Below are 18,376 nucleotides of genomic sequence, written 5' to 3' on the forward strand. Positions count from 1 at the left end.
TTTTTCTTCGCGGAGGCCCGCGAGGCCTCAATACTGATGGAACAAGTGAGATGCCGATGGGACCCGTTCATCATGATCTGACTGGCGAGCCGACTTTTGAGCCGATGATCCAGATCGACTTGGAGATCAAAGCTTTTGTCTCCGCTTGGAAACATTGCGATTATGTCTCGACATACATGGCCCGGATGATCAGTCAAAACAGGTCAGACTCGGTCCATCATGCAAATCTCTTTTCCTCTGCCTTCAACGAATTGCTGGAAGTCGCCTTTCGTACGCGCCATGCCGAAGGCGAACTGGCATGCAGGGTGTCTCGCCATGGCGCGACGGATAGGATCGAGTTGACAATTCCTTGTGTGCCGGAGGAGCGCCAATTCTACGAAGAAGCCGTATCGCAAGTTGCTGGAATAGAGGCCAGAGAACGATACCTCAATTCCTTGTCTGGGGATCTCGCGCCTAGCCGCGAGGTCGTACTCCTGGAACTGGCTGTCGACTACAACGCGACACTCTGGACCGAGGAGGCCGACGGCGATGCAATCAAGCTTGTCGTGGATCTTCCGCTCGAGGGCTTTCAAAATTGAACCCTTACGACCTTCTCCCGCGCTTCAAGGCGCAATACGACGCGAACAACCAGGAGTTCTCCATATCGGGAGTGGTCCGGCCTCAGGCGATCGATGAGCTTGGGCCCGCGATAGCATTGCTTCGCGATGCGATTGGCCGTGTGCGCGGCGTTCTCTACGTCAATGTCAGGCGCCTGACGCAGATGAACAACGCTGCGTTTCACACCTTATCGAGGATCATCATCGACGCTTGTCGCGCTCGACCCGATCTCAAATTCGTGGTCATCACATCAAGCGTCGTCGGATGGACCTCGCGAAAATTCGGTCGCCTGAGCGGAATAGAACCGAACATAACGGTCAAGGAGTATGACACCGAATTCTATCCGGGGCAGGGCTTCCTTGAGGAAGGAGGGTTCGTACCGATCCTGCGCACTCAGACAAAGATGACTTGGCGCCACGAGCGCGCAATCTTGCCGCGACACGGCATGCGGCCCGGCATCGTCATGGCCGACATCTGTTGCGGGATCGGTGATTTCGCCGTGCTCGCGCAGAAGGAGTTCCAGCCATCGCGGATCGTCGCCCTCGACCACTCCATGTCAAGCCTGAACTATGCTCGACAAGTGATGCGGGAGTTCGATATCCGGGGCATCGAGTACACCTATGGCGATGCGTCGGAGATGCTGCTCGACGAAGCGCAGTTCGACTTGGTCACTTGCCGACATTCGCTTCAAATCTTCAATCGACCTGAACTCATCCTCAAGGAGCTCTACCGCATATGCAAGCCAGGCGGTCGGGTCTATATCACCAACGAGAAGAATTCGCATTGCCTCGGCGAGCCGCGCGCCGAAAGCATTCGCTGGACCTACGACGAGGTGGCGAAGCTGTTCGGGCATTTCGAGATGGACGTCGAGTTTGGGCCCAAGAGTCGGCGATACCTGGTGGAAGCCGGATTCGAAGACATCCTTGTGGAGACCTTCATGGTCACTAACCTGGACGGCGATCCGCAGGACTTCGCCGACGTCATTGCGGCCTGGGCGGATGTCTATGCCGGGGAGATGGCGAGCAGACGCGGTGACGGACCGGAGTTCGTCGCACGGTTCCGGCAGGGCTTCCAGGATCACATTTTCGCTGCACTACACCCCAAGGGTTATGCGGGTTGGCCGATCTGGGTCGCATCGGGGCGACGGCCACAATGAAAGCCGATAACGAGCCTACACCGCGCTTCGGCCTGCGCTCCTTTCGAGCGAAATTCGTATTGGTCGTTGGCGGCGCCGTACTGTTCGACCTCCTGCTGAGCGGTGGTCTGGCGCTTTGGAACGTTCAAAAGCTGTCGCGCGACGCCACCTCGGAAGTCGGTGAGGGCCTGACGAACGCAAACCAGGAATACATTCGTTCCTATGCCGAGTCGACAGCGTTGAGCGTTGACCTGCTGCTCGATCGGGTTCACGGGGACGTCAAGGCGCTCGCTGGCGTGCTGCAGGCCCAGATCGACGATCCGAGGAGGCAGCAACAGGTCGGCGCCACGCTTTCGCATGAGGCGCCCGGCTCCGTGAAGGTTGTCTACAACGCGCAGGGCGATTGGGCGCAGAATCTGCCGGGCGCGCCTTCCGTGGTAAGCGTCTGGGGCTACCTGCTGGGCGCCGACCACAGTCCGCTGCCCAGCGTTCGGCAGGAAATAGAAAACAGTACTCTGATCGATCTCGTCGCGCCGACTCTCATGGCCAGCGGGTCGTCCAAACTGCAGATGTACTATATTGGTCCAAAGGAACGGCCGATCTTCCGGACGGTACCGTATACGGATCAGGCACAGACCTTCGACCGACTCTATCCAGGTCACAACAAGGCGGAATTCTGGGAGTTCTTCTTTCCGGGAATCTATGGTTCATGGCAGCAATGGGCCAGGGATCCCGCCTCACGTCCGGTCCCTGACGATATTACCCAGACGGCGCCTTACACCGATGCAATCACGGGAAAGTTGATCGTCAGCTTTTTCCACCCGCTTTGGACGCGCGATCGCACCGGTATCGCCGGTACGACGGGAGCAGATATCACTCTCGATCAGCTCGCGAAAGTCGTCGAAAGGGTGAAGATCGCTGAAACCGGATTCGGCTTCCTCACGATGTCGACTGGCAACGTGGTGGCGATCAATCCGTCGGGCCAGGCGATCATCGGCCTGACTTCATCGAGCGATGCGGGCACGCAGGGCGTCACCGGCTTGGAAAGGTCTCTGCGGGGAAGTACGCAGCCGGCTATCGCGTCACTACCTCTAGACAAGAACAATGACGGTGTCATTCAGCATATCATGCTCGACAATAAGGGCGAACACGTTCCCTATATTGTTGTCCTCAAGAGATTGAAGCCGACCAACTTGTGGAGTTCGGGACCGATCAAGTCCGAAACGATGTCGGTCGGGATCGTCGTTCCCGAACGGGAGATCTATGCATCCCTGTTCGCCGCGCAGGAGAGTATTTCTCGCGCAACCAATCGTATCCTGCTGTTTCAGATCGCGGCGATCGCCGTTTCGCTTCTGATTGTTTTTGCGGCCGTGCTCGGAATTTCGAAACGGATCACCGCGGGCCTCAGGGCACTTGCCAGCGCCGCCCAGCGGCTCCAGTCCAAAGATTATTCAGTCCGCGTGAACATTCCGACGCGCGACGAGGTTGGAGCGGCAGGAATCGCTTTCAACCGGATGGCCGAGCAGATCAGCTTTCACACGGAAAACCTCGAGCAACTCGTCGACGAACGAACCAGGGAACTCGGGGACGCCAATCAGGAGATTTCCGCACTCAACGAAAAGCTGCAGGACGAGAACGTCCGCCTTGGCGCCGAACTCGCGGTCGCCAGGCAGATACAGATGATGGTCCTGCCGAAACAATTCGAACTCGAAGCGATTCCGGGGCTGGAGATCGCGGCCTATATGCGGCCGGCCGACGAGGTCGGCGGTGACTATTATGACGTCCTGCAGAACGGGTCACGGGTCAAGATCGGCATCGGCGACGTGACCGGTCATGGTCTCGAGAGCGGCGTGCTGATGCTGATGGTCCAATCTGTTGCACGCGCGCTGCAGGAGACCAGCGAGGCGGATCCGCACCAGTTTCTGGATCGGCTGAACAGAGCGATCTACAAGAACATCGAGCGGACGAACACCGGAAAGCATCTCTCGCTGGCCTTCCTTGACTTCGAGGATGAGCGGGTAACGCTATCCGGCCAGCATGAGGACGTTCTCGTCGTGCGTGCGGACGGGGACGTCGAACGCATCGATACGATGGATCTGGGTCTGCCGGTTGGCCTGGAGAATGACATCTCGAAGTTCATTGCCACGCGCGACATCCTGTTCGGCAGTGGCGACGTGATCGTGCTGCACACTGACGGTGTGACCGAGGCGGAAGACCAAGACAGAAGGCTGTTCGGGTTCGAGCGCCTCTGCCAGAGCGCACGAAGACGTCAAGGCGGGAGCGCCGAGGAAATCAAAACCGGGATCATCGAGGATCTCATGGCCCATATCGGGATCCAGAAGATCCACGACGACATCACCCTCGTGATCATAAGGCACACATAGCCATGACAACGCTGTTCGGGACCCCTGACGTTGCAATCGGGATGAAGGAGAGCGTCAGTCGCGTGCGGCTGTTCGACGGACCTCTCGACTTGAGTTGGCGTCATTGTGCCACGACCTCGGACTTCATCGCCGATCTTTTCGCATTGCGCTTCCGGTCGTCCCGCAATGACTACATGGAAGTGCGGCACAGCATTGGATATCTGGTCAACGAACTCATCGAAAATGCCGTCAAGTTTCGCGCACCGGGTGAGATCTTGATCGAGGCGTCGATGGATTCGGAGTGCTTCAAGCTGAAAGTGTCGAATGACGTCGATGGTGAAGATGCGTCTGAGTTCCAAAGTCTCCTGGCGGACATCACGGTTGGCGACCCCATGGACCTGCTGATACAGCGAATTGAAGCCAATGCCGCCAACCCCGACGTAGGAGGCTCCGGACTTGGATTGCTGACGTTGATGAGTGACTACGGCGCACGCCTGGCTTGGATATTCAGCGCCGCCGACGAAAGCGATCGGATCTGCGTGGAGACATATGCCTCCATTCCGATCTCGCAAATTCACAACTAGAAGAAACGAAGCCAGGCTATGGAAATCAAGACAGACGACTATCGTGTGTGGACTGAAGGAAGCGAAATTTTCTTCGACGGTGCAATGCGGCTTGCCAGTTCCGAGGCCGGTGCGCCTATCACGGCTTTGGCGACCAGTGTTCTTGCCTCGAAACCCGCTTCCATTACGCTCAATCTGAAGGACCTTCACTTTCTCAACTCTTCCGGCATCAACCTGCTGGCGAAATTTACCATCGAGGTGCGCAAGCATCCCGATGTTCGACTCGTCGTGCGTGGAACGCCCGACATACCCTGGCAGTCGAAATCATTGCCGAATCTGAAGAAGCTGCATCCCGCTGTGGTGCTTTTGATGGACTGACCAGGTCCCGAAATTTGCCAAGGGACTGCGTGGGCTTGCGGCAACCCGAGATAGTATAGGTCAGCCGGGACGATGCGGGAGCTCCGCACCGATAGTGAGAAGGTGCAGGAGCGCGGCGCCTACAGCGAATATGTACACCAGGATAAGTATTTGGATGCCAAGCTAACGACAATCCGGCCTCGTGCGCAGATGCTCGCAATGGCTCGGCGGGGGCTCGGCACAGGCGGCAGGCGTCCAAGTTGGGGGGATGTCGGGCTGTCTGTGCCGATCAGCCGCCGCGCGATCAAAGGTGGCGTCATTGAGTAAGCGTGCCAAGGTGAACGGCGGCCAGCTGGAGTTCATTCCGCCGCAGATCCCGACTCGGGTCACGGAGCCGCCCGAAGATGAGGGATGGCTTCAGGAGGTCAACCTTGACGGCTACCGAACGCAGATCATCATCGATAAAGGCGGCGTGCGTCTATACAGCAAGAACGGCCGTGACTGGGCCACGAAATACTGGCCCATCGCGCTGGCGGCCGAACTGCCATGCCGGGCTGCCATTATCGACGGCGAGGTCATTGTTCCAGGCGAGCAGGGCGCTCCCCATTGACCTGCGCAGGAAGCTGCGATCTGGCTCGAACCGAGCCGGCTGGTGTTCGTCGCGTTCGATATCCTCCATCTCGACGGTCGCAATCTAACCTCCTTGCCCCTGCTGCAGCGCAAGCAGGCGCTGTGGCAGCTCGTTGAGCACGGCCCCGGCAAGATCCAGTACAGCGAGCATTTCGAGAGCAGTGCGCTAGCGATCTTTCGGGCCATCGAGAAGGTGGGCTCGAGAGCGTAGGCGGTCAAGTCGGCCGACCGACATGCTGCGCGTTCCAGTCACCACCGCCCTGAGGCTCAAAATTGGGCCGTGTATGGACGGCTCTCCGTTGGCAAGGGTTCTATTTGAGCGCTCTGCAGTTGCTGGCTGGTGCGCCATGTGTCCGACCTGTAGGTGCGGCTCTTAATATGCCACAGGCAGGCTGATGATCGCGCCCGGCGGGCAGACCGCACACGATCCCAAGGGCAACAACGATGGGAAAGCGGCTCGGAATTTCAAACTGACCCACGACCGCTAATCTGAATCGAACCCAGCCTTCTTCCGCCGCGGACATCGGGAACGGGTCGCGTTTCGACAAAAATGTCTTGTTGGTAACGCAAATTGAAAGCAGACCCCGGTAGATCGCGCTACGGTGAAGCGAGATTGTGAGCTTGGCTAATTTGTCTTGGAGACCCGAAAATGCCACAGGCAAAGCGGATCCTGGTGACTGGAGGCGCGGGCTTTTTGGGATCGTTCTTGTGCGAGCGACTGCTTGGTGAAGGTCACGAAGTTGCCTGTGTCGATAATTTCTTCACCGGAAGCCGAAGAAACGTCTCCAATTTGCTCGACAATCATTCCTTCGAAATCATTCGCCATGACGTGACGTTTCCACTCTACGTTGAAGTTGATGAGATCTACAATCTTGCCTGTCCTGCGAGCCCCGTTCACTACCAGTTCGATCCGGTTCAGACGACCAAGACCAGCGTCCACGGGGCGATCAACATGCTAGGGCTCGCCAAACGGGTTCGCGCGAAGATCCTTCAGGCGTCGACGTCCGAAGTTTACGGCGACCCTGACGTTCACCCGCAGATCGAGGATTATTGGGGCAGGGTAAACCCAATAGGACCCCGTTCTTGTTACGACGAGGGCAAACGATGTGCTGAAACCCTCTTTTTCGACTATCGGCGACAGCACGGTCTGCGGATCAAGATAGCGCGCATCTTCAACACATATGGCCCTAGGATGCGTCCGGACGACGGCCGCGTCATTTCCAACTTCATCGTCCAAGCCCTGCTGAACGAACCGATCACGGTGTACGGCACTGGCCAGCAGACACGTTCATTTTGCTATGTCGACGACCTCATCGACGGTCTGGTTCGCATGATGCAGACGGCTGACGATCTTACTGGTCCGATCAATCTCGGCAATCCGGTCGAATTCACGATGCTAGAACTCGCCAATCTGGTGATCGAACTTACTGGAAGCCGGTCGTCGATCAGTTTTTTGACTTTGCCCGTTGACGACCCTAGACAGCGACAGCCCGATATCGGGAGCGCCTTGCGCGAACTCAATTGGGAGCCAAGAACCGCATTGCGGGACGGCCTTGTCAAGACCATTGCCTATTTTGAAGGCCTGGTTTCGTCGGGCTATGTACGGCCGGCCGCTGCCGAATGAAGACCGTCTTGGTCACCGGCGGGGCCGGCTATATCGGATCACACTGTTGCAAGGCATTCGCCGAATCGGGTTGGTCGGTGATCACGTATGATAATCTCTCGCGCGGTTGGCGCGACGCGGTTAAATGGGGACCGATTGTCGAAGGCGACATTTCCGACGCCGAGGCCGTGTCGGCGGCTCTACGACAATATCGGCCTGATGTGGTGGCGCATTTCGCCGCCTACGCCTATGTGGGCGAGTCAGTCGAAAATCCCGGACTCTACTACCGAAACAACAGTTTCGGGTCGCTGGTGTTACTCGAGGAGATGTTGAAGGTCGGCGTGGGCAAGCTGATCTTTTCCAGCACATGCGCATCGTATGGAGTTCCGGTTCGCTCTCCGATTGACGAAACGCATCCGCAGTCGCCCATCAATCCCTATGGATGGTCGAAATTTATCATAGAACGGATGGTGGATAATCTCTCCAATGCCCATGGCCTCGACGCGGTCGTGCTCCGGTATTTCAACGCGGCCGGATGCGATCCCGACGGCGAGGTCGGCGAGCGGCATGAACCGGAAACACACGTCATACCCCTCGCTATTGAGGCGGCTGTCAGGCGGGACCGGATTTTTACCATCAATGGCATCGACTTCGATACCCGCGATGGAACCGCGGTGCGGGACTATGTCCATGTCACCGATCTCGCACGTGCTCACGTCCTGGCAGGGGAGAAGCTGCTGCGCGACAAGGGTGTCCACGTCTACAATCTCGGGACTGGAGCTGGAACGACGGTGAAGGAGCTGGTGGATGCGGTCAGCCGGGCATCGGGATCGCGCCTTCCTGCGGTTTACGGTCCGCGCAGGGCAGGTGACCCGCCAGCGCTTGTGGCCGCGGCCGACAAGGCGCAGCGGGAACTTGGCTGGGTGCCTGAGCAATCCGGAATAGACAGGATCGTCGAGACGGCGCTGGCCTGGTACCGTAGCCGATTATGACAGGTCCGCCACGCTGCCGTGGCCGAGAGAGCAGCAAAGACCGGCCGACCAGCTCTCGATTCACTGTCGGCGCCGGACGGAGTCGATGGAGAGGCTCCGGGTTTGGACGCGCGTCAGCGTTGAGGGCAACTGAAGAAAAATAGAGCAGGGCCATCATCCTTTGTCCTCAGCGTCAGAGGCACATACGATTTCGTGCTGGCGACCTTGGTATTGAGGAACAACGACGGAGGCAGGTCCTTGGCTGTTGACTCTGCCGTTCTCTATCCAAATGACGTTGCCTGCATCACGCGCCGTTTCTATGCGGTGCGTGATCAGCAAAATTGTCCTTTTGCCAAGCTGCCTGTCAATCGCACGCCGTACTTGATCCTCGAGCGCGGTATCGAGTGCGTTCATGGCCTCATCCAGGATCAGGAAGTCCGGATTGCGCAATACAGCTCGTGCCAGGCCAATGCGCTGTCGCTGGCCGCCGGAAAATCGCAGCCCCTCCTGCCCGATCCAGGTATCGTAGCGATCGGGGAGGTCTTCGACGAATGACGCGACGCCGGCACTGCGGGCAGCCACAATGATCTCTTCTTGGGACGCGTCGGCTTTGGCCATGCGGATGTTGTCTGCCACCGTGCCCTCGACGAGGTCGACGTCCTGACCCGTTACTGCGATCTTGGACAGCCAGTCGTCCCGCCTGATGTCCTGCAGCCGGGTGCCGTCAATCTTGATGTCGCCAGAGGTCGGTTCGTACAGCCGTAAGAGGAGGTTCACGATCGTCGTCTTGCCAGCGCCACTTGCGCCGATCAGCGCCGTGGTTTCTCCGGCTGGTATATCGAACGACAGGTCCGTGAGCACCGGCGCATTTTGATCATAGCCAAAGCTCACGTGCTCGAAAACGATACTCGCGTTCAAATTCCCGAGTGCGATGGTGCCTTGCGATGGATATTCCTTGTCCTCGGACTGGACCATCTCCAACACCGAGCGCAGTTGCGGCTGCATCTGCGCCAGAAACAGCAGGTTGCTCTCGAACTCCTGCGTATGCGGCTGCAGCCGATAGAGGAGGGCGACAGCGGCCAGCGTTACCTCGAAGCTGATATGCCACCACCCGGAGACCAGGACGATTGAGCCCAACATTCCCAGATAGCCGATCTCGGTCGCTGGGCCGATCCAGGACGAAAGGCGAATCAGGGACAGCGATGCGTCGCGCGCGGCCGCCGACGATTGCACGAAGCGACGCTGATGTAGCGCCTCCTGTCCGTAGGCGCGAATGGTGCGCAACGCCTGGAGTGTCATGAGCATATGCTCGCCGAGCGATTGATGGATTTTCTTCACCCGATGTCCCAGGTCCCGCGCGGGTCGCGAAAAGATGCGCAAGATCGCCGAGATCGCGATTGAGCCAAGGGCTGCGATCACCAGGATCTTCCAGGAGATCGTGAAGAGAAAGACGGCGAACACGAAAATAGAGCAGCTGTTGATGATGAGTCGGGTCACTGCACCATACGCTTGCGCCACCAGCCACGATTCGGTCCCGAGCACCTCCATCAGTTGCGATTGCTCGTGCTGTTGGATGGATCCGAACGCGACTGTGAGATATTGTTCGTGGACGAGGTTGCGCACGCGCTCGCTGATCCGTTCGCCGATGCTGGAGCTTATCAACGAATACAGCAGCGCCAGCGCTCCACGAGCGAAGATGAGTAGGAGGATCGCGAAGGCGAGCCGGGTAGGACTACCGAGCCAGGCGACTGCCAGGCCCAGCGCTCGGCCCTGAAGGCCATTTCCAGCATCCGTGATTCGGCTGGACACCAAATAGAGGAACAGCAAGATCAGGGTGATGCCGAGCGTCTCGGCCAAGGATGACAGAAAGCCAAGAGCGAGCAGAGCGGGCGTCGCCCAGCGCGGCTTGCCCACGATGCGAAGCAGGTGCGAAAGATCGCGCAACGAAGCACGGACCGCACCGCGGCGAATGCCTTCTTTCGCGGCGCTCATTCCAGTTCCCCGGTTGGGAAGCGTACGATCACCTGCGGGCGGACAGGCAGGCGGCCGCGGACCAACTTCGTTGCGGCGCGTTTGGCCAAATGCGCCCCGATCCGGGGCAAATCCACGGCGATTACCCGCATGGCGATCGCGGGATGACGGCGAAGCAGCAGTGACAGGATCGGAAGCACAAAGCGCGGGTGCCTCTGACGCAAAGTCCGCTCCAGGAGCCACGCCGAATAGAAATGCAGGCCTTCACGCAGCGTGGTTGCCGCATCCGGGTGGCGGCCGAGCATCTCGTCCACCACCAGCATCCAGGACCGCAGCATGCGGGTCATGTTGCTCGACATATTTCCCGGTAGATAGCGATATCCCACCAGCGGCTCTTCGACGACTTCGAAGTGGTAGGTTTCGGCAACGCGACAATAGAAGAGGATATCTTCACAACCCTGCGCGCCGGCCTCGCGCAGCCCAGCCTCGAAACCATCGGCGTCTATCAGGGCCTGCCGGTGTACCAAGGCTGCGCTGCCATTGCCAACGAAATTGCCGTGGAAAAGGCGCTCAAGCACATCGCCCCGCCAGTTTGGCCGATGCTGATCATCCGTTACCGCACTCTGAGCATCGATGACTCGATACCAGCAGTAGACGAGCCCCACTTTCTCGCCTGCCCGATCGAACGCGGCCAATTGCCGCTCAATCTTGGTCGGCGCCCAGAGATCGTCGGCATCGACGAATGCGATCAGATCGGATTGCGCCGCTTGCCAACCCGTATTGCGGGCGGCGGCCACGCCGGCGTTAGCCTGCCGGATCAGCCGCACGCGAGGGTCGACCTCCATGTGGTGTCGGGCGATGGTGACAGTCTGGTCGCGCGAGCCGTCGTCGACGACAATAATCTCGAGCGCGCGGTGAGACTGGGACCGAACGCTGCGGAGCGTCTCGTCGATTGTATCTTGCGCATTGTGAGCGGGGATAATGACGCTGACGAGTTTGCCGTTCATTCGAGCACCGCCTCTACCATGGCGACAAAGTCATCGAGCGAACGGTCCCCACGCACCTCGATGCGTGGAAGGTCGATTGGATCGCAATCGAGGTCCGCCGGCCCGTGTCTGCCGCCGAAGCCGATTCGATAGCCGCATTCCTTGGCCAGCCTGCCCAGCCGTCGGTCCGTGACGGAGAAAGGCGCCGCGAATGCCGTCGTTGGCCTCCCGGTCCACCGCTCGACGAACATACGCGAGCGCAGCAACTCAGCGGCCAGCTCGGAGCTCGAAAGGCCATCGATGGCGCGATGCGTCGCCAGATGGCTCCCAAAGAAGGCACCTTCGCCGGCAAGGCGTCGCACGGTCTCGGCGTCCATGAGTGGTGCCGGGGGACCGCTGTCGGCATCCCATTGTGCACGTTCACCCACGAAGTCCGTTACCAGGAAGACTTCGGCCGTCAGGTCGTTGGCCCGCAGGATTGGCCAGGCATGGTCGGCAAAGTTCTGCAAGCCGTCATCGAAGGTGATGAGCACCGGACGGCCCACGAAAGGGTGACGGTTGGCAATGAACCATTCGAGCTGCTCTGACATGATCGCGTGAAAGCCATTGGCGCGCAGCCATGCCATTTGGCTGGCGAATGCGGCGGGCGCGAGCCGAAAACGGGCGAGTGCGGCCGGACCTTCATCGGAGACGCCGTGGTACATGAGAACGGGAATGCGCTGCCGCCGCTCGCTACGCGCAACCTCACCGCGCAGCGCCCGTGCCCCGCCCCAGACGATGTTTCGCGCGACGTCCGTCTCGATGGCCGCGCGGATGGGGAGGTGGTCGAGCGTCGGATCCGCCGCAAATTCTGCCGGGGACAGGCGGCGAAAGCGGTCGATGCGATAGAGATCGGTCTGGATCGATCGCTCAAGGACGAGGCCTTCGGTCGCGGCCAGCGTCTCCGAAATTAGTCGCGCGCCGAACTTGTGGTCCCAATCGAAGCCTGTCCGTTCCATATTGTCACGAAGCACGAAGGCGTGCGCGCTGATGAAACTGCCGCCGGGCGCCAACGCCTCGACGATCTTTGAGGCGACGCGCCGCAACTCGTCGAGATTGTCCAGGAAATAGAGCACTTCCGAGCAGATGATCAAATCCATCCCGTCTGGCAGTGCATCCGCAAGAAAATCCAGTACCCTGAATTCGATATTCAACTGGTGTCTGCAGCGCGCGCGCGCCCGCTCGATGGCAATAGCGGAGATATCGGTCGCGATCAAATGGCCCACGCGCGGCGCCAGCTGCCGCGTGAAATGGCCCTCCGCGCAGGCCAGCTCAAGCGCCCGTCCGATGGGACCGGCAGGCAGAATTTCGAGCTGCCGCTCATATTTTTCCTGCTCATAGGGCGAACCGTAGTTCCAGGGATCCTCGATCGCAAAATGGCGATTCCAGAAAGATGTGCGGTCATTGTCGCGCCCATCCGCGGCCCGTGCACGGCGCGGCGCTGCAAAAGGCTCTTTAGTTTCGGCGCTCGACCGAACCAGCGCCTGCGCTTCCGCGGCCAATCCCGCGAGTTTGCCGAAATGGCTGTCCTGATCAGACCGGCGTCGCGCCATGGACAACAATGCCTCGGCTGCAGACATGTTTGACTTGTCGGCACCGGCGCCCTTTTGCGGTGCATCTACAGGCGATCGCCTCGCAAGCCGCGCGACACGCTTCCAGAAGCGGGACGCCATGCGGCTATGGCCGGAGAGATTGCCTAGAAGCCGCTCAGGGGGCACGAAAGCCAGGATCAATTCAATCCAATGACGCCTTGTCACTCTCCCGAGTACACCGAACTGCACGAGAGCTTCGATCTGCCCTTCCATCATTAGGTAGACATAAAATTGATCGATCCCCTCCGGAAGTTCGGTCGAGCCCGGATGCCGAACATCGACGCGTATCCCCAGCGTTCGCGCCAGCCTGCGCGGTGCGGCAAGATCATCGAAGTCGAGGAGCATTTGGTCAAGATGATATTGTACGCGGCGGCCGGCGGCAGGGTCGCTCCAGAGATTGCTGAGTTCAATCACCAAGTCGGTGAGGGGGCCACCGAACCTGTCCCATCTGGCGGCCAATTGCTGCGGCGTCGATAGACTTCCTACCATCAGGCCGTCGAAGACCACCTTAGCGATCTCAGGCGCCCATTCGTATCTGGCCGGGAGCGCGCGCAGGATCCGCGAGGGGATCGAGCCGCCGCCGCTGCCGCAATCCGACGCAGCGTTCCACAAGGCGAACCACGCGAGTGCTTCGCAAGCGGCGCGGCCGTCCAACGGGTTCGCTCCCTTGGCGTGTGCAGACGCTGGGTGTTTGACTCTGGGGTCGGCAGAAAAGCCGCGGGTAATCACGATCTCCGCATCTGATATCATCTGCGTCGAATTTCGGGTGAGCGAATTGGGGCTCGCCCGATAGAAGGCGAGCGGCTCGTCGACCATCACCCAACGGTTCCCGAGACGTGCGACGCGCTGCCACAAATCCCAGTCCTCGCAGGTGGCCAGCGACACATCGAAGCCGCCTAACTCGACGATCGTCGCCCGGTCGATCAGCAGCGCGTGAGTACGGATGGCGCACCGGCGCGCGAATGTTTCGAAGGGTTGGATCGCAACCTCGGGGGCGATGCTCGACGGGGTGAGTGCGCCATCGGGCATCACGCGCCGAGAACCGCAATAAGCGGCCACTGCATCGGGAGCGGTTTTCAATGCGGCCAGCATTTTGGCAAGGAAGCTGGCGTCTACCCAATCGTCGGCATCCAGGAACATTAGCCAGCGTCCGCGCGCTGACGAGATCCCCTGATTGCGCGCGCCGGCGGCGCTATGGGCAGAGGAATTCACCGTGCGAAATCGAGCATCGCGCCCAACATAACTGGCGATGATTGCGGCAGTACGATCATTCGAGTCATCGTCGACGATGATCGCCTCCCAATCAGTAATGTCTTGATTGATGAGACAATCGAGTGCTTGTGCCAGCGTCAGCTCCGCGTTCCGGGCAGGCACCACGATTGAAACCGAGGGATTGTCCGCCACGTCGTCCTTACACGCGCTTGGTTCGGAGGTAGAACAGGATTCCTGAAGCATAGCCGGCGATTTCATGCCAAATGAATCGATCCTCAGCGCTCCTGCATCCAAGCAGCCTTCTGCGGACCCTGCCGAGGTACCAGAGTGGCTTCCATTTGAAAGCCTGTTTCAAATTCGCCTTCACGCCAGTCCGCTCATGCTGGACGAGCAACGCGGCCGAGTGACCGCGCATGTAGAAATAGATTTGCTTGGCCAGGCCTTCCATAGTCCGCCTGTGGAAATGGAATGCGACGGAGGTTGGCTGGTAACGGCAGTCATATCCATTGGCAAGCAGCCGATACCAATATTCAGAGTCGCCCGAACATCCAGCCTGGCCGACGTCAAGGCGCTCGTCAAACAGCCCCGCGCGGTCAAACACGTCGCGCCGGAAGGCCATGCTTGCACCGGCACCGATTTTCCATGCCGGGAACACTTCGTGCCTGCTAGAGGCAAAGTCGGCCGCGCGGAACAATTGCGGCCTGTAGCCTTGCCCGAAGCTCCAGAACGTCTCGAAATAGCGCTGTGCTTCGGTGGCAAGTTCTGCTGGCAGTACAAGGCCTGTCACCGCGCCGGTCGAAGGCCTGTCGAACGCCGTGATCAGCTGCTCAAGCCACTGCGGGTGAAGCAGGACGTCATCGTCAGTGTAGGCGACGATTTCCGCGGATGCACGCTGGGCGCCCCGGTTGCGAGCGATGTCCAGACCAGGTCGATCCTCGCGGACGTAGATTGCGCCGGCAGCGAGTGCTACCTCGCGCGTTTCGCTACCTGTCGATGCGTTATCGACAACGATGATCTCTGCCGGCGGGACACTTTGCTGGGGAAGCGAGGAGAGGCAGCGCCGCAATTCTTTCGGCCTGTCGCGTGTGCATATGACCACGCTGGCGCTCGGCAGAACCGGTGGAGTAAGCGTTGGACCTGCAGCGGCCGTGATCGGCATAGTGCGGCACTCACCGTCGCTCCCTCTGAGCAAATGCCCGACCGGAAGCCCGCCGCGCCACAACACGATCATTCCAGAATCGCAATCCTCGGGACTGACTTGGGTATCCAAATCCACGTGGCGGATACCTGCGCAGCCATCCGGGCCAAACAGCTTGTACAGTTCTGCGCTCAACAAATTTGCGCGCCGACTCGGCATGTCGGACATCTTCACCAGCTCAATTCGCTATAGAGAGGCCGAAATTCGCTCTTGTCGTTTCGCATTCGTCTCACGCGCATCTTGAGCCATCGAGGAACCAGTCGGGCCCTGCAATATTCTTCCAGCATATTGGGCAGGCGGGAGATCGCAACGCCCGGCTCCGTCACAAAAAGCCTCCTCAGCAGCTCGCCGGCCGCGAAAAACCGTCCCTCAATGAAAGCTCTTGTGGCAAGCCAATGGATCATGTCGACCAAGTGGGCATCGAAATCGCGCCCGAATGACGGATACTTTTCACGAAATTCGGCAAGGACAATTTCACACGAGCGAAGCATCTGCATGACATCGCTTGACATGTTGAGGTTCGTCATTCGGTAGCCGACAAGGTGCTGAGGGACGAGCCGGAACTCATAAGTTTCCGCAATGTTGAGGCACATTAGAAGATCCTCGCAGCCTTGTGCGTTCCTGGCCCGCAAGGACGGATCGAACTGTCCCGCTCGCTCGAATGCGGAGCGACGTACGAGTAGCGAACTTCCGTTACCGACAAAATTTTGTCTGCATAGGCGCTGGAGTACATGACCTTCGGCGTCGGGCCGATGGCGCAGCGAGAATACTCGACCATCCTGGTCGATATGCGCGAACCAACAATAGGCCAAGCCCGCCGAAGAGCCACCTTCCTGCAAGGCGCGCAACTGTAGTGCGATCTTGGAAGGGGCCCAAAGATCGTCGGCGTCGACAAACGCCAGAAACTCCGCGCTGGTGGAAGCCGCACCGCTGTTGCGAGCGTTCGCCACGCCGCCATTCGAATTTGCTATGAGGCGTATACGGTGATCTTTCTTGGCATATGAGGCCACGATTGATGCGGACTCGTCCGTCGATCCGTCGTCTACCACGATAATGTCCAATGCCTGGTAATTCTGACGGCAGATGCTAATCAGGGTAGAACCAATGGTTCGCTCGGCATTAAACATCGGGACCACGACGCCTACCGTGGGTTTGTCCTGGATCATCGGCGACTTCGTTTTCTCCTTAGGGTTGGCAAAAACGGCTAGCGACCATACGTGTCAGTACTCCTCTTCAAGATCGGGGCGAATTCGCGGCAAAATCAGCTCGGGCGTTCCTATTCGCCTGACTAAAGCCTGTGACCGCGACAAAATCATGTCGCCGAAAGACGCGACATCCATCGCATCTTGAGAAATACGAATTCGCCGTAGCCCTACGCCGAGACGCGCCACAGCGGCATCAAATGCGAAAACCTGATCGTGACCGCGCAGAAGCGCTACGCCTTGCAGGCGGGCGGCCGCCGTCACTCCAGGATCGCGCCGTTGCTCTGGCGCAAGGGCGCGGCGAGGTGCGGACGCGATCTCACTGACATCGCCATCCCACGATGCCATCTCTCCCGGATGTGCGAGGACGGGCTGCTCGTGAACGTCGGCTATGGCCGGTATCGAGCCGCCGCGCTGCGGCCTGACCTTCAGGCCGCGCTGAACTCGCTGTAGGATGGCGCCGCTTCGATGACCTCGCCATTCCGGCCCTCGCAGACGGCGTGGATCGGACGTAAGCCGCCGAGGCGAGGGACTGCTCGGGAAGGCGGTTACGGCGGCTATCGTGCCGTCGTTCCGAATGCCGCTTCACCGTCGCGCCTCCAGGAACAATTTGATGCACGCTCCGCACCGCGCCGGGCGCGCACCGTGCAGGAAACGAAGCGGGCACGGGGGTCCTCGCGCTAGCCAGTTATCCGATCCCCCGCTACAGAAATTCCTACCAAACGTTCCTGAGCCCACCATTCCACACGAAATCGTCGGTTGATCTCTTATTAGTTCCCGACAAAATACAGAAGTTGGGTCGATACAATCATGGTTGAAGTCGAGAGAACAATGCAGAGGTCAGAAGCTGCCCGCAGTTTCCTTCGAAAGCTGCTCACTTTATCATCAGAACGAACGCTGTCGGATGAGCAAAACTTGCTTAGGGGACTTCATCGGTCCGCAAAGAGTGACCCCATGGTAACCCATTGGTTCTCCCCTCCGGTTCCCGTCAGGACTGAAGGTCCCGGCCTGACACACCACGTCAACAACGCAGTGGCAGCAGCCAATGAACTCCTGAAGTGGACCAACCGTGGCCCTCACTGGAACCTCGCGGTGCGCGTTTGCGTGACTGTTATTGCCGACGAGATGGAACCCGAGGAGGCCCGCAAGGCATTCCTGGCTGCCGCCGAGGAGGAGGGGAAGCTGATTAGGGCTGGTGGCTGACGGCCAATTACTTCAACATCCGCTCAGCCTCAGGAATTCCACCAAATGCTCCCCGACCGGAGGCTGGCTGCAGAAGACGTCGTTCGCTAAATTCCACCCATGGCAATCCTCTGGTTCTCACCCCCTGTGTACGTTAAGACGGAACATAAAGGCTTCCGCTACGCGGTCCACCACGTTCAGGCTGCGGCTGAGGAACTCGTCTTGTGGACCAAGCGTGGCTCTAGGTGGCAAGAGGCGGTGCGCGTCTGTGTGGATGCCTTGAGCGGTAAGGTGTCCCCAATGCAGGCCCGCCACGCGTTCGAGCAGGCTGCCGAGGAGGAGGGCATGCTTTTTCCTGATTAGCAGGTCGTGTGGCTCTTCGCGCGAGCCAAAGTCGATCACCAGCTCAGACATCCTTCCAAACATTCTCACCCCCTCTAATTATCCCTCAATGGCAACCCATTGGTTCGTCCCTCCGGTGTTCGTGAAGACTGAAACCGGCGACAGGCGTGGCTGCAACAATGCCAAGGCAGCCCTTGAGCAGCTCAAGACGTGGACTCGGAGAGGACCTCGCTGGCAAAAGGCGGTGACCCTCTGCCTTTCAGATCTGGAGGGCGATCCGATTGACCCTCAGGTGGTACGAAAGGCCTTCGAGGCTGCCGCTAAGGAAGCCAAGATGTATCTCCCCCCGTGAGGGCTTTGCATGAAGGGTGTGCTTAACCTGATTGGCCTACTGGGCGTCTTTTGAAGGCGTCTAAGGCCTCGCCCTGTCGCC

At 59.3% G+C, this 18,376-nt stretch carries 16 protein-coding genes and 1 pseudogene; 11 read left to right on the forward strand and 6 right to left on the reverse strand.

Translation table 11 applies throughout. The annotated features are described in order from the left end of the window. Positions 1 to 56 precede the first annotated feature (56 nt). From NKH33_RS30750 to galE, 8 genes and pseudogenes are all read left to right on the forward strand, one after another. Complete coding sequence (locus tag NKH33_RS30750) at positions 57 to 578, forward strand: ubiquinone biosynthesis methyltransferase UbiE (protein WP_502906676.1); 522 nt, start codon at positions 57 to 59, stop codon at positions 576 to 578. Then, positions 575 to 1,753: a methyltransferase domain-containing protein gene (locus tag NKH33_RS30755; protein WP_352542260.1), complete on the forward strand. Its 1,179-nt coding sequence runs from the start codon at positions 575 to 577 to the stop codon at positions 1,751 to 1,753. The genes NKH33_RS30750 and NKH33_RS30755 overlap by 4 nt, the downstream gene beginning before the upstream one ends. After that, positions 1,750 to 4,116, forward strand: a complete 2,367-nt coding sequence (locus NKH33_RS30760) for a SpoIIE family protein phosphatase (RefSeq protein WP_352923125.1) — start codon at positions 1,750 to 1,752, stop codon at positions 4,114 to 4,116. Before NKH33_RS30755 ends, NKH33_RS30760 begins: the two co-directional genes overlap by 4 nt. Positions 4,117 to 4,118: 2 nt before the next feature. Then, positions 4,119 to 4,679 (forward strand): slr1658 superfamily regulator, encoded by a 561-nt coding sequence (locus NKH33_RS30765; RefSeq protein ID WP_352542258.1) that lies wholly within the window; start codon positions 4,119 to 4,121, stop codon positions 4,677 to 4,679. An 18-nt stretch (positions 4,680 to 4,697) separates the two neighbouring features. Continuing rightward, complete coding sequence (locus NKH33_RS30770) at positions 4,698 to 5,036, forward strand: slr1659 superfamily regulator (protein ID WP_352542257.1); 339 nt, start codon at positions 4,698 to 4,700, stop codon at positions 5,034 to 5,036. A gap of 316 nt (positions 5,037 to 5,352) precedes the next feature. After that, positions 5,353 to 5,856, forward strand: a pseudogene (locus NKH33_RS30775) (ATP-dependent DNA ligase). A gap of 438 nt (positions 5,857 to 6,294) precedes the next feature. Beyond that, positions 6,295 to 7,269: a UDP-glucuronic acid decarboxylase family protein gene (locus tag NKH33_RS30780; protein WP_352923130.1), complete on the forward strand. Its 975-nt coding sequence runs from the start codon at positions 6,295 to 6,297 to the stop codon at positions 7,267 to 7,269. After that, positions 7,266 to 8,240 carry a UDP-glucose 4-epimerase GalE gene (galE, locus tag NKH33_RS30785; protein ID WP_352923133.1) on the forward strand — a complete coding sequence of 325 codons (975 nt, stop codon included), beginning with the start codon at positions 7,266 to 7,268 and terminating at the stop codon, positions 8,238 to 8,240. Before NKH33_RS30780 ends, galE begins: the two co-directional genes overlap by 4 nt. Positions 8,241 to 8,393: 153 nt before the next feature. Here galE and NKH33_RS30790 read toward each other — a convergent pair whose 3' ends face one another. The 6 genes from NKH33_RS30790 to NKH33_RS30815 are packed head-to-tail and all read right to left on the reverse strand — an operon-like array spanning position 8,394 to position 16,767. Then, positions 8,394 to 10,211, reverse strand: a complete 1,818-nt coding sequence (locus tag NKH33_RS30790; RefSeq protein ID WP_352542849.1) for an ABC transporter ATP-binding protein — start codon at positions 10,209 to 10,211, stop codon at positions 8,394 to 8,396. Beyond that, on the reverse strand, positions 10,208 to 11,197 hold the full coding sequence (locus NKH33_RS30795; protein ID WP_352542850.1) for a glycosyltransferase family 2 protein: 990 nt from the start codon (positions 11,195 to 11,197) through the stop codon (positions 10,208 to 10,210). Before NKH33_RS30795 ends, NKH33_RS30790 begins: the two co-directional genes overlap by 4 nt. Then, positions 11,194 to 14,211, reverse strand: coding sequence for a trifunctional glycosyltransferase/class I SAM-dependent methyltransferase/polysaccharide deacetylase (locus NKH33_RS30800; RefSeq protein ID WP_352923136.1), 3,018 nt, complete (start codon positions 14,209 to 14,211; stop codon positions 11,194 to 11,196). Before NKH33_RS30800 ends, NKH33_RS30795 begins: the two co-directional genes overlap by 4 nt. A gap of 7 nt (positions 14,212 to 14,218) precedes the next feature. Continuing rightward, positions 14,219 to 15,385: a glycosyltransferase family 2 protein gene (locus tag NKH33_RS30805; protein ID WP_352542858.1), complete on the reverse strand. Its 1,167-nt coding sequence runs from the start codon at positions 15,383 to 15,385 to the stop codon at positions 14,219 to 14,221. 2 nt (positions 15,386 to 15,387) lie between these two features. Next, positions 15,388 to 16,383, reverse strand: a complete 996-nt coding sequence (locus NKH33_RS30810; RefSeq protein ID WP_352816298.1) for a glycosyltransferase family 2 protein — start codon at positions 16,381 to 16,383, stop codon at positions 15,388 to 15,390. A gap of 54 nt (positions 16,384 to 16,437) precedes the next feature. Next, positions 16,438 to 16,767 (reverse strand): hypothetical protein, encoded by a 330-nt coding sequence (locus tag NKH33_RS30815; protein ID WP_352816300.1) that lies wholly within the window; start codon positions 16,765 to 16,767, stop codon positions 16,438 to 16,440. 606 nt (positions 16,768 to 17,373) lie between these two features. Here NKH33_RS30815 and NKH33_RS30820 point away from each other — a divergent pair. From NKH33_RS30820 to NKH33_RS30830, 3 genes are all read left to right on the forward strand, one after another. Continuing rightward, complete coding sequence (locus NKH33_RS30820; protein ID WP_352816302.1) at positions 17,374 to 17,622, forward strand: DUF982 domain-containing protein; 249 nt, start codon at positions 17,374 to 17,376, stop codon at positions 17,620 to 17,622. A 99-nt stretch (positions 17,623 to 17,721) separates the two neighbouring features. After that, complete coding sequence (locus NKH33_RS30825) at positions 17,722 to 17,964, forward strand: DUF982 domain-containing protein (RefSeq protein ID WP_352542855.1); 243 nt, start codon at positions 17,722 to 17,724, stop codon at positions 17,962 to 17,964. Positions 17,965 to 18,052: 88 nt separating this feature from the next. After that, positions 18,053 to 18,295 (forward strand): DUF982 domain-containing protein, encoded by a 243-nt coding sequence (locus tag NKH33_RS30830; protein ID WP_352542856.1) that lies wholly within the window; start codon positions 18,053 to 18,055, stop codon positions 18,293 to 18,295. The last annotated feature ends 81 nt before the right edge of the window (positions 18,296 to 18,376 follow it).

The sequence above is a fragment of the Mesorhizobium sp. M1182 genome, from assembly GCF_040318335.1.
GTDB lineage: Bacteria > Pseudomonadota > Alphaproteobacteria > Rhizobiales > Rhizobiaceae > Mesorhizobium.

Bases quoted from the DNA above. Each gene is read 5' to 3' on its own strand.
- NKH33_RS30750 (WP_502906676.1), top strand. From the start codon at position 57: ATGGGACCCGTTCATCATGATCTGACTGGCGAGCCGACTTTTGAGCCG.
- NKH33_RS30760 (WP_352923125.1), top strand. From the start codon at position 1,750: ATGAAAGCCGATAACGAGCCTACACCGCGCTTCGGCCTGCGCTCCTTT.
- NKH33_RS30765 (WP_352542258.1), top strand. From the start codon at position 4,119: ATGACAACGCTGTTCGGGACCCCTGACGTTGCAATCGGGATGAAGGAG.
- NKH33_RS30770 (WP_352542257.1), top strand. From the start codon at position 4,698: ATGGAAATCAAGACAGACGACTATCGTGTGTGGACTGAAGGAAGCGAA.
- NKH33_RS30780 (WP_352923130.1), top strand. From the start codon at position 6,295: ATGCCACAGGCAAAGCGGATCCTGGTGACTGGAGGCGCGGGCTTTTTG.
- galE (WP_352923133.1), top strand. From the start codon at position 7,266: ATGAAGACCGTCTTGGTCACCGGCGGGGCCGGCTATATCGGATCACAC.
- NKH33_RS30790 (WP_352542849.1), bottom strand. From the start codon at position 10,211: ATGAGCGCCGCGAAAGAAGGCATTCGCCGCGGTGCGGTCCGTGCTTCG.
- NKH33_RS30795 (WP_352542850.1), bottom strand. From the start codon at position 11,197: ATGAACGGCAAACTCGTCAGCGTCATTATCCCCGCTCACAATGCGCAA.
- NKH33_RS30805 (WP_352542858.1), bottom strand. From the start codon at position 15,385: ATGTCCGACATGCCGAGTCGGCGCGCAAATTTGTTGAGCGCAGAACTG.
- NKH33_RS30810 (WP_352816298.1), bottom strand. From the start codon at position 16,383: ATGATCCAGGACAAACCCACGGTAGGCGTCGTGGTCCCGATGTTTAAT.
- NKH33_RS30815 (WP_352816300.1), bottom strand. From the start codon at position 16,767: ATGGCATCGTGGGATGGCGATGTCAGTGAGATCGCGTCCGCACCTCGC.
- NKH33_RS30820 (WP_352816302.1), top strand. From the start codon at position 17,374: ATGGTAACCCATTGGTTCTCCCCTCCGGTTCCCGTCAGGACTGAAGGT.
- NKH33_RS30825 (WP_352542855.1), top strand. From the start codon at position 17,722: ATGGCAATCCTCTGGTTCTCACCCCCTGTGTACGTTAAGACGGAACAT.
- NKH33_RS30830 (WP_352542856.1), top strand. From the start codon at position 18,053: ATGGCAACCCATTGGTTCGTCCCTCCGGTGTTCGTGAAGACTGAAACC.